We start from the raw sequence: 15044 nt of genomic DNA, 5'->3' as shown, positions 1-15044 counted from the left end.
ACTGCATGAAAATCAAGACCCTTGGAATGGCGGCACTCTTGCTGGTAGGCGCCAGCGGCGCCCAAGCACAATCCTTTGACGTTTCAGACATTCGTGTGGAAGGACTGCAGCGGGTATCCGCCGCCTCGGTCTTTAATGCGTTTCCTGTCAGTGCCAACGACCGCGTCAGTGAGCAGCAGCTGGCCGCTGCCGCACGTGACCTGTTTGCCACTGGCCTGTTCGAAGACGTCTCGCTAGCCCGGGAAGGCGATGTTCTGGTCATTCAGGTCGTCGAAAGGCCCACCATTGCGCGTCTGAACATTACCGGCAATCGGCAGATTTCCGATGACGACCTGCGTAATGGTCTGCGTCAGTCTGGCCTGTCGGAAGGTCAGGTACTGCAACTCTCTACCCTTGACGAGATTGAGCGCGAGCTTGAGGGCGTGTATCAGGCTCAGGGTCGCTACAGCGCTGGCATTAATGTTGAGGTGGAAGAGATTGATGAGGGCCGGGTCCAGGTCAACATCGATATCAATGAAGGTGAAGTCGCCAAGATCCGCCAGATCAATATCGTCGGTAACCAGGATTTCGACGATGAAACCCTGCGTGAAGTGTTCGAGCTAAACGACCGCCCTGGCCGTATCTTCGGCTGGTTCTCGAAAGATGAGTACTCCCGAGAAGCGCTCTCTGGTGATATCGAACGCCTACGCTCGTTCTATCTTGACCGTGGCTACGTCAACTTTGATGTTACTTCTACGCAAGTCTCTATCGGCCCTGAAAAGTCAGAAATCTTTATCACCCTGAATATTGATGAAGGCAACCAGTATCGCGTGGGCGATATTCGTTTCGCTGGCGACCTTCAAATCAGCGAGAACGAAGCTCGTAATCTGCTGGAAATCAGCAGTGGTGATATTTTCTCTCGCGGAGAGGTGAACGCCTCCACAGAAGCATTGCGCCAGCGTTTAGGCGCCGAGGGCTTTGCCTTTGCCGATGTACAGGGTGTCCCTGAAATGGCCGATGACGGTGAAACCGTCGATTTGGTCATTGCCGTTAATCCCGGCCAGCGGGCCTATGTTCGCCGCATCGAGTTCTACGGCAATACCACGACACAGGATGAAGTACTGCGTCGGGAAATGATTCAGCTAGAGGGCGCGCCCGCCTCCACCGAGTCTATTACCCAGTCGCGTCAGCGCCTGGAGCGGCTTGGCTTCTTCAGCCAGGTGGAAGTCGACACTCAGCCCGTACCGGGGCAGCCCGACCTGCTGGATGTCACCTACAACGTGGAAGAGCAGCCTTCCGGCTCCATCTCGGCCAGTGTCGGTTTCTCGGAAAGTGCCGGGGTGATCTACGGCGTTGGCCTGGCCCAGAACAACTTCCTGGGCACCGGTAACCGAGTCAACGTCGGCGCGCAGCGCAGCGACACCTTCACCAGCGTGAACTTTGCCTTTACCGACCCCTACTGGACCCTGGACGGCATCTCCCGAGGTTATAACGTTTTCTATCGCGAGACGGACTACGCCGACTCCGATATCTCTACGTTCTCCACCGACGCCTACGGCGCGGGCATCAACTTCGGTTACCCTGTCAGTGAGCTGTCGCGGCTCAACTTCGGGGCGAGCATCGAAGACACCACCGTCAAGACCTACTTCGACACGGCCTCTGAAATTCGCCGTTACGTGGAAGACGAAGGCGACAATGCCCAGAGCTTGAAGCTGACCGCCAGCTGGACCCGTAACAACCTGAACCGCGGTATCATGCCGACGGCGGGCAACTATCAGCGTCTCTCGCTGGAAACCGGGGTGCCGGGCAGCGATGCGGAATATTACAAGGTTCAGGCCCGCGCCCAACAGCTCTTCCCGATCAACGACGATCAGACCTGGGCATTCAAGTTCAGCGGTAACCTGGGCTATGCCGATACCCTGGCCAGCAACGATCCTTACCCCTTCTATGAGAACTTCTATGCAGGGGGCCTGGGCTCGGTGCGTGGTTTCACGTCCAACACCCTGGGGCAGCGCACTACGCCCGCCCGCGAGGGTGGCCGTGATCGTACCCTTGGGGGGAACGTGCTGGTGCAAGGCAGTGCCGAAGTCCTCTTCCCGATGCCGTTCGTCGAGAACCAGCGCTCGGTACAGCCTACGCTGTTCCTGGATGCGGGGAATACCTTCCTGAGCTCCTGCTACGACGTGCTGGAAGAGGATGCTGGCCGCCAGCAGTGCAGCTCTGGCGTTGATCTGGGCGATTTACGCTACAGTGTGGGTATTGGTCTCTCCTGGCTGACGCCCGTGGGTCCCTTGACCTTCAGCATTGCAGAGCCGTTAAACGATGAGAGTGGCGATGACACGCAGTTCTTCCAGTTCTCGCTTGGCCAAACGTTCTAACTCAAGGAGTGTCATGATAATGCGTAAACTGACCGCCGCGGTGTGCCTTTTCGGAGCGATGACCCTGCCTACCTATGCTGCCGAAGTGGCTGTTCTGGACTGGCGCGCTGCATTGATGAACACCCAGTCGGCTCAGTCATCACTGAGCCAGCTGGAAGGACAAATCGGTAGCCAGCAACGCGAAGCCGAAGCGTTGGGCGGCGAGCTGCAGCAACTGCAAACCCGCCTACAGCAGGAAGGGGAGGCTATGTCCCAGTCCGAACGTGAATCGCTGATTGCCGAGCTGCAGCAGAAAGGCGGCCGCTTTGAGCAGCTGCGCCGTGAAGTGCTGCAGGCCCAGCAGGCTTCCGAGCAGCAGTTCCTGCAGGGGGCAGAAGCTAAGCTGGAACAGGCGGTAGAGCAGGTGTTAGAACGTCATAATATCGACGTGTTGGTTGAGCCTCAGGGCGTGCTGCACTCCTCGACGGACCTGCCCAACGTGACGAACGAAGTCACTCAGATTTTTGATTCGCTGAACTAATTTAATGATTACTGGTGCGGCTTAGCCGCGCCACTGCTTCCTTGGGCTCTCATGACGCACGCTTCTCATCACCTCACCCTTGCGGATATCGCACGTCACCTGGACGTTGATTTCGAGGGCGACGCCGACCAGTCAATTCGTGGTTTGGCAACGCTCAAGGAAGCAGCGCCAGACCAAGTCGCATTTTTAGCCAACCGTGCGTACTTAAAAGATCTCGCTACCACCAAAGCGGCAGCGGTACTGCTGCACCCGGAGCACGGCAAGAACTGCCCTGTGCCGCGCCTAGAGATGGATAACCCCTACTTGGGCTACGCCAAGCTCTCCCAGCTATTTGATCCGCTGCCAGCGCGGGATGTGTCGGGTATTCATCCCTCTGCAGTAGTCGCAGAGGGCGTGACGCTTGGGGCCGAGGTTTGCGTCCAAGCCAATGCGGTGATTGAGTCAGGCGTTGTCCTGGGCGACCGTGTAGTGGTTGGCGCGGGTAGCGTGATTGGCGCTGACTGTGTCATCGGTGACGACACGCGGCTGCATGCCAATGTCACCGTTTGCCACGGTGTGGTCGTGGGCAAGCGAGTGATTTTGCACAGTGGCTGTGTGATTGGTGGTGATGGCTTTGGGTTTGCCCATGATGGCGCAGGCTGGCACAAGATCGCCCAGTTGGGCGGCGTCATCCTCGGTGATGACGTGGAAGTCGGCAGCTGTTCGAGTATCGACCGCGGCGCATTGGGCGATACGGTCATTGGTAATGACGTCAAGATCGACAGCCAGGTGCAGATTGCCCATAACGTCACGATTGGCGACCACAGCGCCCTAGCGGGCTGTGTGGGCATTGCGGGTTCTACCAAAGTGGGCAAGCACTGCATGCTGGGCGGCGGCGTTGGCTTGTCGGGCCACTTGACCTTGTGCGATGGGGTCCAGGTGACGGGTATGAGTCTGGTGACCAATTCGATTCATGAGCCAGGTGTCTACTCCTCCGGCACGGGCGCCATGAGCAACACTCAATGGCGCAAGAACGCGGTGCGCTTCAAGCAGTTGGATGATATTGCCAAACGATTGGCGCGAGTGGAAAAAAGCCAGCGTTGATCGTGAAGCAAACAAGGATTTTGAGGATGCGTGGCTTGAGGCTCGATAGCAGCGCGTTATAATCCTCTGCCTTTTGGCCAGCAGGAGTGCTGGTGCCTGCCTGACGCTGTTCAGGCGCTATGTCTATTTAGAGGTCGTTACGATGGTTATGGATATCAACGAAATTCGCGAGTACTTGCCCCACCGCTATCCCTTCCTGCTGGTGGATCGAGTCACGGAACTGACCGTGGGCGAAGCCATCGTGGCGTACAAGAACGTAAGCATCAATGAGCCATTCTTCAACGGCCATTTTCCTCACCACCCCATCATGCCCGGCGTGCTGGTCGTTGAAGCGCTAGCACAGGTATGCGGTATCCTAGGGTTCAAAACGGTCAATAAGCTGCCGGCCGACGGCTATGTCTATTACCTCGTAGGCAGCGACAATGTCCGCTTCAAGCGTCCTGTCATGCCGGGTGATCAACTGACGCTGGAGGCGAACGTGATTCGCGGCAAGCGCGGTATCTGGAAGTTTGCCTGCCGTGCCACGGTTGACGGCGAGCTGGCCTGCGAAGCGGAAATCATTTGTGCCGAGAGGAAGGTGGCTTGATACATCCTACTGCATTGGTCGACCCAGCGGCACAGCTTGCTGATGACGTTGAGGTTGGCCCGTTCAGCGTGATTGGACCAGATGTCACGATTGGCGCTGGCTCTGTCATTGGCCCCCATGTGGTGGTGAAAGGCCCCACGGTGCTAGGCGAGCGCACGCGTATTTTTCAGTTTGCCTCGGTGGGCGAAGATTGCCAGGACAAAAAGTACGCGGGCGAGCCAACGCGGCTGGTGATGGGTGACGATAACGTCATTCGTGAAGGGGTGACCCTCCATCGCGGCACTGTTCAGGATCGCAGCGAAACCACCATCGGTTCACGTAATCTGTTTATGGCCTACGTGCATGTAGGGCATGACTGTGTGATTGGCAATGACTGCATTTTAGCGAACCAAGTCACGCTGGCAGGCCATGTCACCCTAGGTGATCACGCTATTTTGGGCGGCCTGGCGGCAGTGCATCAGTTCTGTCACTTTGGCGATCACGCCATGGCGGGCGGCGGTTCGATTATCACTAAAGACACTCCTGCCTATGTGATGATTAACGGCAACCCGGCAGAAGCGCGCGGACTGAACCTCGTGGGGTTGAAGCGCCGAGGGTTTAGCCGCGAAGCGATTGCTGCACTCAGCACGGCCTACAAGCTGGTTTATCGTCAAGGCTTAACCGTCGAGCAGGCAGTGAGCGAAATTCGTAATCGCTTTGATTTGCCTGAAGTGGCCCTGTTCGCTGACTCCATCGAGCGTTCAACACGCGGTATCGTTCGCTAATACTCATCTAACCGGCTCTCCCGTCACTATGACACTGCAGCGCGTATACCTTGTGGCAGGCGAACTCTCCGGCGATATCCTCGGTGCGGGACTGATGCAGGCGCTGCGCGCCCGGCATCCCCAGGTGGAGTTTCGCGGCATGGGCGGCCCTCGTATGGAGGCCCAAGGCTTGAAGAGCCGCTTTCCTCTCGAAACCCTTTCGGTGATGGGCTTGGTCGAGGTACTCAAGCACCTGCCCGAACTCATCCGTGTGCGCCGTACCCTGCGTGAAGAGGCGCTGGCTTGGCAGCCGGACGTCATGATCGGTATCGATGCCCCGGACTTCAACATTGGGCTGGAGAAGCAGCTGCGTGCCGCTGGCGTCACGACGGCCCACTACGTGAGCCCCTCGGTATGGGCGTGGCGGCAGGGGCGGGTGAAGAAGATCGCCAACGCCGTGGATGCCATGCTCACGCTGCTGCCCTTCGAGGCGGACTTCTATCATCGCCACCACGTTCCCGTGGCCTTCGTAGGCCATCCGTTGGCCGACGAACTGCCGCTGGAAAATGATCGCGAGGCGGCCCGCCGTGCGCTGGGCTTGGACCCGGGCGCACCGGTATTAGCGCTGCTGCCCGGCTCTCGGCGGAACGAGGTTCGTTTCATGGGGGCCACCTTCTTGGAGGCGGTGACGCTGCTATGCCAGCGCCATACGGAGTTGCAGGTGGTGATCCCAGCGGCCACCGCACAGCGCTATACCGAGCTTGGCGAGCTGCTGGCAGGCTACCCCACGTTGGCCCAGCGGGTCACGCTGCTGGAGGGCCAAGCCCGCGAGGCGATGGTCGCCAGCGATGCGGTACTGCTGACCTCCGGTACGGCGGCGTTGGAAGCCATGTTGTGCCACCGCGCCATGCTCGTGGCGTACAAAATGGCGCCCGCGACCCATTGGCTCGCCAAACGGCTGGTGAAAACCCAGTGGATCTCACTACCCAATTTGATTGCCCAGGAGAGCGTGGTGCCTGAGCTGATTCAGCACGCGGCCACGCCGGAGGCGATTGCCGAGCAGATAAGCCAGCTACTTAGCGATGCCGAGACGCGTCACGCACTAGAGGCACGCTTTGCCTCGATGCATGCCACGCTGCAGCGCACGGCCAGCGAGCGCGCCGCGCAGGCGATTACCGCCTTGGTTGCAGGCGAGCCGCTGGAGGCTAAACCGGATGGCGACTAAACCAGCCGACTTTCCGCCGCTGGTGGTGGAGTATACGGGGGATTTTCTGGCGGGGGTCGATGAGGTCGGCCGCGGGCCGCTGGTGGGGAGCGTAGTAGCCGCCGCCGTGATTCTGGACCCCAAGGCACCTATCGACGGCTTAACCGACTCCAAGAAGCTCACTGCCCGCAGGCGTGAGTCGTTGGATGTGCTCATTCGCGAGCGTGCACTGTCGTTTGCAGTGGCAGAGGCGAGTGCTGAAGAGGTCGACTCGCTCAATATCTATCACGCGACGCATCTGGCCATGCGTCGTGCAGTGGATGCGTTAGCTCCCCAGGCGGAGTATCTGCTGGTGGATGGCAACCGGCTGCCGGGGCACGCGCTGCCGGGTCAGGCCGTAGTGAAGGGCGATGCCCGCCATCCGGCCATTGCCGCTGCGTCTATTTTGGCCAAAGTAGCGCGGGATGCGCAAATGGCCGAGCTGGATCTGCGCTATCCTGAATACGGGTTTGCGCGGCACAAGGGCTACCCCACCAAAGAGCACCTGGCAGCGCTGGAAGCCCACGGGCCGCTGGCAGAGCACCGCAAAAGCTTCGCGCCGGTACAGCGCCAGTTAGCGCTGCTGTAGCCGTTCTATTTATTTTATTTAGCGTTTTATGCTGAGAGTCCCATGACGGTTCCGTTCGTTCATCTTCGTTTGCACAGTGAATACTCTCTGGTCGATGGCTTGGTCAAACTCAAGTCGCTGGTCAGCACGACCGCTGAGCGCAGGATGCCGGCGCTGGCGCTCACCGATGAAGCCAACTTGTTTGGCTTGGTCAAATTCTACAAAGCCGCCCAGGGCGCCGGGTTGAAGCCGATCATCGGCAGCGATCTCTGGCTCTCGAATCCCCACGATGAAGCGCACCCCTATCGCATCACGCTGTTGGCGATGAACGACGTGGGCTACCGTAACCTGACCGAGCTGATCTCCAAAGGCTGGACCGACGGTCAACGCCAGGGACGGGCGATCCTCGATAAACAGTGGGTATTGGCGCAGAGCGAAGGTCTGATTGCCCTGTCGGGCGGGCGCGAAGGCGAGATTGGCCGCCACTTGCTCTCCGAGCACGAGCGGGAAGCGCGCCAGCTGCTGGAAGAGTGGCAGCAGGCGTTTCCCGACCGCTTCTACCTGGAGCTCATCCGCACCGGCCGCCCTCTGGAAGAGGCCTGCGTACACGCTAGCGTTCAGTTGGCGATCGAGACCGGCACGCCGGTTGTCGCCACCAACGATGTGCGCTTTCTGGAACGGGAAGACTTCTGGGCCCACGAAACCCGCGTCGCCATTGGTGAGGGTAAAGCCCTGGACGACCCGCGCCGCGAACGCCGCTATACCGAAGAGCAGTACCTCAAAAGCCCCGACGAGATGGCGGCGCTGTTTGCCGATATCCCCGAGGCGCTGGAAAACAGCGTGATGATCGCCGAGCGCTGCAGCGTCGATGTGCGCCTGGGAGAGATATTCCTGCCAGAGTTCGGCATCCCCGAGGGCATGACCCAGGATGAATTCTTCCGCAAGGTCTCCCACGATGGCCTAACGGAGAGGCTCGATTTTCTGTTTCCCGCCGAGCAGTATCCGCGCGATAGCGAGGCGTTCCGCGAGATTGATCAGCGCTACCGCGACCGGCTGGAGTTTGAGCTCAACGTCATCATTCAGATGGGCTTCCCCGGCTACTTCCTGATCGTGATGGACTTTATCCAGTGGGCCAAGGACAACAACGTACCGGTGGGGCCGGGGCGTGGCTCCGGTGCCGGTTCACTAGTGGCCTACGCGCAGAAGATCACCGACCTCGACCCCATCGGCTACGATCTGCTGTTCGAGCGCTTTCTTAACCCTGAGCGTGTCTCGATGCCCGACTTTGACGTCGATTTCTGCATGGAGAAGCGTGACAAGGTCATCGAGTACGTAGCCGACCGCTACGGTCGTAACGCGGTGTCCCAGATCGTCACCTTCGGCACCATGGCCGCCAAGGCGGTGGTGCGCGACGTGGCCCGTGCCCAGGGCAAGCCCTACTCGCTGGGTGACAAGCTCTCCAAGCTGATCCCGTTCGAAGTGGGCATGACGCTGGCCAAGGCCATCGAGCAGGAGCCCGCGCTCAAAGAGTTCATCGAGAACGACGAAGAGGCGGAAGAGATCTGGGAAATGGCCCTGAAGCTCGAAGGCACCACGCGGGGTACCGGTAAACACGCAGGGGGGGTGGTGATCGCTCCCACCAAACTCACCGACTTTTCACCCCTGCTATGCGATGAAGACGGCGCGGGCTTGGTGGTGCAGTTCGATAAGAACGATATCGAAGACGCCGGCCTGGTCAAATTCGACTTCCTGGGCTTGCGTACCCTCACCATCATCGATTGGGCACTTGAGATGGTGGATAAGGTGCGTGACGCAGCAGGCCAGGGCCCGCTCAATATCGACGCCATTCCCCTGGACGACGGCAAAACCTTCGAGATGCTCAAGCGGGCAGAAACCACGGCGGTGTTCCAGCTCGAATCCCGCGGCATGAAGGAGCTGATCAAGCGGCTGCTGCCCGACTCCCTGGACGATATGATCGCCTTGGTGGCGCTGTTCCGCCCTGGCCCGCTGCAGTCGGGCATGGTGGATGACTTCATCAACCGCAAACATGGCCGGGCGGAAGTCTCTTATCCACACCCGGATTATCAGCACGACCTGTTGAAACCGGTGTTGACGCCTACCTACGGCATCATTCTCTACCAAGAGCAGGTCATGCAGATCGCCCAGGTGATGGCGGGGTACACCCTAGGGCAGGCCGACATGCTGCGCCGTGCCATGGGTAAGAAAAAGCCCGAAGAGATGGCCAAGCAGCGCTCCGGTTTCATGGAAGGGTGTGCCGCCAACGGCATCGACAAAGACTTGGCGGGCAATATCTTCGACCTGGTGGAGAAGTTTGCCGGTTACGGTTTCAACAAGTCGCACTCGGCGGCCTACGCGCTGGTGTCTTACCAAACCGCATGGCTGAAGGCCCACTACCCAGGCCCGTTCATGGCGGCGGTGATGTCCACCGAGATGGACAACCTGGACAAGGTGGTGCCGCTGATCGAAGAGTGTCGTCACTTGAAACTGACGGTGACGCCACCGGATGTCAACGTCGGTGGCTACAAGTTCACCGTGGATACCGAAGGGCGGGTGGTGTACGGCTTGGGCGCGATACGTGGCGTCGGGGAAGGCCCGATTGGCGCGATTGTGGAAGCGCGAAACGCGGGCGGGCCGTTCAACGATCTGTTCGACTTCTGCCGCCGCATCGATCCGAAACGGATGAACAAACGTACCCTGGAAGCGCTGATACGCTCTGGCGCGTTGGATAACCTGGGGCCCAATCGGGCGGTGCTGTTCGCGGCGATGGAAGATGCGCTGAAGGCCGCTGCACAAAATCACGCCAACCAGAACCTGGGCATGATGGACATGTTTGGTGATGCCTTCGTTGCCGAAGAAGAGGCCAGCGATGTTTACGCCGAGTATCGTCATGTGCGCGAATGGACGGACCGTGAGCGGCTCTCTGGTGAAAAAGACACCCTGGGGCTTTACCTTACCGGCCACCCCATCGATGAGTACGAGCGCGAGCTCAAGCGCTTCGTCTCTACGCGCATCAGCGACCTCAAGCCGTCCCGCGAGCCCCAGCGGGTGGCAGGGCTGGTGGTGGCCATGCGCACCATGAAGTCCAAGCGTGGCGACACCATGGCCTTCATCACGCTGGACGACCGCACCGGGCGTATCGAAGCGTCGCTGTTCGGTGAGCTGTTCGACCAGTTGCGCGGTCAGATCGAGTCGGATCAGGTCATCATCGTCGAGGGAGAGGTCTCCAGTGATGACTTCTCGGGCGGTTTGCGCCTGCGCGGCAAGGACGTCACCCCGATGGTCACCGCCCGGGTGCGCTATGGCCAGGCCGTGGAACTGGCGCTGGATGCCGAGCAGATCAATGGCCGCCTGGTGGATAGCCTGCGTGACAGCCTCTCGCCTTACCGGGATGGCGAAGGCCTGCCGGTGAGGCTGCAGTACCGCCATCCCGAGGCCGTAGGGTGGCTGGAGCTGGCCGATGAGTGGAAGGTTGCACCGAGCGATGATCTGCTGCTTGCGCTGCGCGATGTGCAAGGGCAGGTAGGCGTCCAGTTACGCTACCGTTAATCACCTAGCGTACGAGCGCCCCAGGGCGCTCGTACGGAATTGAGCGGGCATTGCCTTGCGTGGCAGGGTCAGGGTGCGATAATGGCGCCCAATATGCTCGTTTCGACAAGGCTTATTTTTTTATAGGCAGCTTACAGGCAGAGCCGATGAATCCTAACTATCTCGATTTTGAACAGCCCGTTGCCGAACTCCAGGCAAAAATTGAGGAGCTGCGTTTGGTGAGCTCCGACAGCCAGGTGAACCTCTCAGATGAGATTTCACGGCTGGAGGAGAAGAGCCGCAAGTTAACGGAATCAATCTTCAAAGATTTGACCCCTTGGCAGGTTTCCCAGCTATCGCGGCACCCCCAGCGCCCCTATACGCTGGATTATTTAGAACATATTTTTACCGATTTCGATGAGCTGCACGGTGACCGAAAATTTGCGGATGACGCTGCCCTCGTCGGCGGCATTGCCCGCTTAAACGATGCGCCGGTGATGGTCATTGGCCATCAAAAAGGCCGTGATGTTAAAGAGAAGGTGCGCCGTAACTTTGGTATGCCGCGCCCGGAAGGCTACCGCAAAGCGTGCCGGTTGATGGAAATGGCCGAGCGCTTCAAGATGCCCATTCTCACCTTCATCGACACTCCCGGCGCGTATCCCGGTATCGACGCGGAAGAGCGTGGTCAGTCGGAAGCGATTGCCTATAACCTGGCGGTGATGTCGCGCCTGAAGACGCCGATTATTTCCACCGTGGTGGGCGAAGGCGGCTCCGGCGGAGCCCTGGCGATTGGCGTGTGCGATGAGCTGCACATGCTGCAGTACTCTACCTACTCGGTCATCTCCCCAGAAGGCTGCGCCTCCATTCTGTGGAAGAGCGCCGAAAAAGCCCCCGATGCGGCCCAGGCCATGGGAATCACCGCCGAGCGCTTAAAAGAGCTGGGATTTGTAGATTCGCTGATCAAAGAGCCGTTGGGCGGCGCCCATCGTCACCCGATAGACACCGCAGCGCGGGTTAAAGACGCGCTCTCTGCCAGCCTTGAGCGCCTGCAAGCGCTGGATATTGATGCCCTGCTTGAGCGCCGCTATGAGCGCCTGATGAGCTATGGCGCCCCAGCCGCCTAAACGGCTTTTGCGCTTGCTTCACGACGCCCTGGCGGAAACCCCGCCGGGGCGTTGCGTTTGGGTCGCACTCTCCGGTGGCTTGGATTCGTCGCTGCTGCTGATGCTAGCCGCGGAGGCCTGCCAAGACAGCGGCCAAGTGCTACGCGCCCTACATGTTAATCACGGCCTGCAGGCGGCAGCGGCCGACTTTGAAACCCACTGCCGACAGCTGTGTCAGCGCCTTGGCGTGCCGCTAACGGTTGAGCGTGTGGCGATTGAATCGCGAGGCGAAGGGGTAGAGGGCGCTGCTAGGCGCGCTCGCTACGCGGCCTTTGCGCAGCATGTGAAGCCGGGTGACGCGCTATGGCTTGGTCAGCATCAGGATGATCAAGCGGAAACCCTCTTACTGGCAGCGCTGCGGGGGAGCGGTATTCGTGGGTTGGCGGGCATGCCATATCAACGGGAGTGGCAAGGCATTACGCTTGTGCGCCCTTGGCTCAGCATCAGCCGCCAAACTCTGGCCGATACGGCCCACGCTATGGCGCTGACTTGGTGTGAAGACCCCACCAATCGCGATATTGAATTTGATCGCAACCGTTTGCGCCACGAAGTGCTGCCAATGCTGACTCAGCGCTGGCCTGGTGCGGTACGTTCGTTGGCCAAGAGCGCTGGCTTGGCCGGTGAGGCCGACACGCTCCTTGCCAGCTACGCCGCCGAGGAGTTGGCCGTGCTTACGTTGGGAACGGGCTGTCTCGATGCGTCAGCATTGGCCGCATTGCCGTTACCCCGTCAGCGGCTGCTCGTTCGTACGCTGTGTCAGCAGCTAAGGCTGCCCACGCCTCCACAGGCGCGTCTGGCCAGCCTGCTCGGCCAGCTTACCGCCGCCCAGGATGCCCAGGTGCTAGTAGAGTGGCCCGGAGCCCAGGCCCGGGTGTGGCGGCGCAGGCTTTATCTTATGACGCCGTTGGCTGCGTTGCCGGATTGGCAAGCGCCTTGGAACGGAGAGCCAGGGGTGAGTACTCCTCTTGGGCCGCTACAGCTTCGTCTGGAATGCGACGCCTACTTAGCAGAATCGTTCATGCTGCGCTGGCGGCAGGGCGGGGAAGTGCTCGTATTGCCTGGGCGTGGCCGACGCGACCTCAAACGCTTGCTGCAAGAACGGGCGCTTCCGCCCTGGGAGCGGGAGCGGCTGATTGTTGTGATGGCCGGAGAGCGCTGTCTGGGCGTGCTCCAACCGCCTGCCTACGTTCTGTGGCAGGCGGAAGGGGCGACGTTTCATCGCGAGGGTTAGGAGGGCGTATTCAGGTTGAACGAAAACCCGGCGTTGGCCATGAACGTCTGTTCCTGCTCTAAATCGGTGCTGAGCAGCGTGGGTTCATCGCTGGGGGGCAGCGTAATGGTGAGCGCGTCGCCATTGCTGTCAGCAGCAATTTGGGGCGGTATGGGCGCGCCTTCAGGCCGCGAATGATTAATCAGCACGGCGAGGCGTAGCAAGCGGGCAAGCTTAGCCGCGCTTGGCTGCTGTGAGGCAGGCAGCGCTTGCCACTCCTTAAGCGGGAATTTACGCCGGTGAGCACGCACTAAAAACGCCAACAAGCGCTGCTCGGGGCGAGAAAACCCGGCTAGGTCCGAATGCTCTAATAGATACGCGCCGTGGCGGTGGAACTGGCTATGGGAGATGGCTAGCCCAATTTCATGCACATGGCTTGCCCAGCTCAAATAGTGGCCCTGTTCGGCGGTTAAGCCCCACGGCTGCTTCACTACGGCAAACAAGTGCTTGGCGGTTTCCGCCACATTTTCTGCTTGCCGGGTATCTACGTCATACACTCGCTTGAGCATGTCGAGGGTTTTGGAGCGGGTATCTTCGGCGCTGTTACGCCCCGCCATGTCATAGAGCACGCCTTCACGCAGTGCGCCGTCGGCAAAGCGCATTTGGTGAAGGTCGAAGGCTTCAAAAATGGCGCTCAAAATGGCAATGCCCGCCGGAAATACCCGAGCCCTATCGGGTTTGAGGCCGTCCAGCTCGACCTTTTCCAGATGTTTGCATTTCAACAGGCGCTCGCGCAGTTTTTTCAAGCCGCTGCGGGTAATCACCCCCTCTTGGGGCGTGTCGCCGTAAGCGTGCAGCACGCTGGCAGCGGCCTTAATCGTGCCGCTGGAGCCTACCGGATCATCCCATCCTAAGCGCTGGTAAGGGCGCTGGATGTTGGCCAGCTCTGAAAGCGCTGCCAGCTCGGCGCGGCGCATGCGCTTTTCGGTAAGTTCGCCATCGGCAAAAAAGCATCCGGTAAACGTGACACAGCCCATGCGCAGGCTTTCCAGCGCTTTGGGCTCAAAGGCTTCACCGATAATAAACTCGGTAGAGCCGCCGCCAATATCGACAATCAAGCGGCGGCCGCTTTCGGCCAGGGCGTGGGCGGCACCCAAATAAATTAGGCGGGCTTCTTCGCGCCCGGCAATAATCTCGATGGCGTGGCCAAGCTGGGCTTCCGCGCGCTCGATAAACGTTTGGCTGTTGTAGGCGTCACGCAGAGCATTGGTGCCCACAATACGAAGGTTAGGGCCTTCGATATCGGTTAAAAACGGCGCAAAACGGCCTAAGCAATCCAGGGCGCGCTGCATGGCGGCTTCACTGAGGTAACCGTTCTCGTCAAGTCCTGCCGCCAGTTGGACCTTTTCACCTAGTCGTGCCACTACTTGTAAACGTTCATTTTGGTAGTTAGCAACCAGTAGGTGAAAGCTATTGGAGCCAAGGTCAATGGCGGCTAGGCGCTGCGGTTCACCGCTCTCAAATTCGGCATTGGGTGCGGCGATGGGGAGCGAAGTGTCCTTGGGCATGAGCTATCCTTCAAATTGGCTATGCCAAGGTTGCGGTGACCTCTGACTATTGTCAATTGCCAAAGGCTTGCGTTTGTCGCGGGCCTTGACTACCATCGAGCTACTGGCTTGATCCGAGTTGGCTTGTTCGTCTAACAAGCGCACTGACTCGGGCACCCCGAGCAGTACGTATCCAGATGGCATCAGCCAGATGTCCAAGTCGTCAGATAACCCGCTGAAACAGCATTTTTCTGTGCCAATCAGATTAACTAGTTTGTTTGCACCCTCACGCCAAGCAGTCATTGATGTCATTGTTATGCTTTAGGCATTGTTACAGCGACTGCCCAGCTTTCACCACTCGAGCGTGTGCCTAGATGGGGTTCTGAACGCATCACTCGGCGCTTAGCCCTATATTTAGGCCAAGCCTCCTGTCTTATTCCCGGCGCCTAGCGCCTAGCTTTCATGAGCAATTTTCTAA

Annotated in this window: 11 protein-coding genes; 10 read left to right on the top strand and 1 reads right to left on the bottom strand. The window is 59.4% G+C overall.

What is annotated here, in order from left to right; translation table 11 throughout:
- The first annotated feature begins 26 nt into the window (after positions 1 to 26).
- The 10 genes from bamA to tilS all read left to right on the top strand — a co-directional run bounded on the left by bamA (position 27) and on the right by tilS (position 13040).
- Positions 27 to 2357 carry an outer membrane protein assembly factor BamA gene (gene bamA, locus NH344_RS05890; protein WP_253027659.1) on the top strand — a complete coding sequence of 777 codons (2331 nt, stop codon included), beginning with the start codon at positions 27 to 29 and terminating at the stop codon, positions 2355 to 2357.
- Positions 2358 to 2376: 19 nt separating this feature from the next.
- Positions 2377 to 2877 carry an OmpH family outer membrane protein gene (locus NH344_RS05885; RefSeq protein WP_137092965.1) on the top strand — a complete coding sequence of 167 codons (501 nt, stop codon included), beginning with the start codon at positions 2377 to 2379 and terminating at the stop codon, positions 2875 to 2877.
- A 51-nt stretch (positions 2878 to 2928) separates the two neighbouring features.
- Entirely contained in the window at positions 2929 to 3960 is a 1032-nt protein-coding gene (gene lpxD / locus NH344_RS05880; RefSeq protein ID WP_137092967.1) for a UDP-3-O-(3-hydroxymyristoyl)glucosamine N-acyltransferase, read from the top strand.
- Between the two features lie 142 nt (positions 3961 to 4102).
- Positions 4103 to 4546: a 3-hydroxyacyl-ACP dehydratase FabZ gene (gene fabZ, locus NH344_RS05875; RefSeq protein ID WP_058579687.1), complete on the top strand. Its 444-nt coding sequence runs from the start codon at positions 4103 to 4105 to the stop codon at positions 4544 to 4546.
- Positions 4543 to 5310 (top strand): acyl-ACP--UDP-N-acetylglucosamine O-acyltransferase, encoded by a 768-nt coding sequence (gene lpxA / locus NH344_RS05870; RefSeq protein ID WP_253027638.1) that lies wholly within the window; start codon positions 4543 to 4545, stop codon positions 5308 to 5310. The genes fabZ and lpxA overlap by 4 nt, the downstream gene beginning before the upstream one ends.
- 28 nt (positions 5311 to 5338) lie before the next feature.
- On the top strand, positions 5339 to 6514 hold the full coding sequence (lpxB, locus tag NH344_RS05865; RefSeq protein ID WP_253027637.1) for a lipid-A-disaccharide synthase: 1176 nt from the start codon (positions 5339 to 5341) through the stop codon (positions 6512 to 6514).
- Entirely contained in the window at positions 6504 to 7121 is a 618-nt protein-coding gene (gene rnhB / locus NH344_RS05860; protein ID WP_044629709.1) for a ribonuclease HII, read from the top strand. The genes lpxB and rnhB overlap by 11 nt, the downstream gene beginning before the upstream one ends.
- 42 nt (positions 7122 to 7163) lie before the next feature.
- A complete protein-coding gene (gene dnaE, locus NH344_RS05855) occupies positions 7164 to 10667 on the top strand; it encodes a DNA polymerase III subunit alpha (protein ID WP_253027636.1) in 3504 nt (1167 codons plus the stop codon).
- A gap of 146 nt (positions 10668 to 10813) precedes the next feature.
- Entirely contained in the window at positions 10814 to 11770 is a 957-nt protein-coding gene (gene accA, locus NH344_RS05850; RefSeq protein ID WP_058579682.1) for an acetyl-CoA carboxylase carboxyl transferase subunit alpha, read from the top strand.
- Positions 11751 to 13040, top strand: coding sequence for a tRNA lysidine(34) synthetase TilS (gene tilS / locus NH344_RS05845; protein ID WP_062359988.1), 1290 nt, complete (start codon positions 11751 to 11753; stop codon positions 13038 to 13040). The genes accA and tilS overlap by 20 nt, the downstream gene beginning before the upstream one ends.
- Here tilS and ppx read toward each other — a convergent pair.
- Positions 13037 to 14587, bottom strand: a complete 1551-nt coding sequence (ppx, locus tag NH344_RS05840) for an exopolyphosphatase (protein ID WP_253027635.1) — start codon at positions 14585 to 14587, stop codon at positions 13037 to 13039. The two genes, tilS and ppx, sit on opposite strands and share 4 nt — an antisense overlap.
- Positions 14588 to 15044: the final 457 nt, after the last annotated feature.

The organism is Halomonas sp. Ps84H-12 (assembly GCF_024124725.1).
GTDB lineage: Bacteria > Pseudomonadota > Gammaproteobacteria > Pseudomonadales > Halomonadaceae > Vreelandella > Vreelandella aquamarina.
The sequence above is the reverse complement of the archived record's forward strand: the minus strand, read 5'-3'. Positions and strand labels throughout refer to the sequence as shown.

Bases quoted from the DNA above. Each gene is read 5' to 3' on its own strand.
- lpxB (WP_253027637.1), top strand. From the start codon at position 5,339: ATGACACTGCAGCGCGTATACCTTGTGGCAGGCGAACTCTCCGGCGAT.
- bamA (WP_253027659.1), top strand. From the start codon at position 27: ATGGCGGCACTCTTGCTGGTAGGCGCCAGCGGCGCCCAAGCACAATCC.
- NH344_RS05885 (WP_137092965.1), top strand. From the start codon at position 2,377: ATGCGTAAACTGACCGCCGCGGTGTGCCTTTTCGGAGCGATGACCCTG.
- fabZ (WP_058579687.1), top strand. From the start codon at position 4,103: ATGGTTATGGATATCAACGAAATTCGCGAGTACTTGCCCCACCGCTAT.
- tilS (WP_062359988.1), top strand. From the start codon at position 11,751: ATGGCGCCCCAGCCGCCTAAACGGCTTTTGCGCTTGCTTCACGACGCC.
- accA (WP_058579682.1), top strand. From the start codon at position 10,814: ATGAATCCTAACTATCTCGATTTTGAACAGCCCGTTGCCGAACTCCAG.
- rnhB (WP_044629709.1), top strand. From the start codon at position 6,504: ATGGCGACTAAACCAGCCGACTTTCCGCCGCTGGTGGTGGAGTATACG.
- dnaE (WP_253027636.1), top strand. From the start codon at position 7,164: ATGACGGTTCCGTTCGTTCATCTTCGTTTGCACAGTGAATACTCTCTG.
- ppx (WP_253027635.1), bottom strand. From the start codon at position 14,587: ATGCCCAAGGACACTTCGCTCCCCATCGCCGCACCCAATGCCGAATTT.
- lpxD (WP_137092967.1), top strand. From the start codon at position 2,929: ATGACGCACGCTTCTCATCACCTCACCCTTGCGGATATCGCACGTCAC.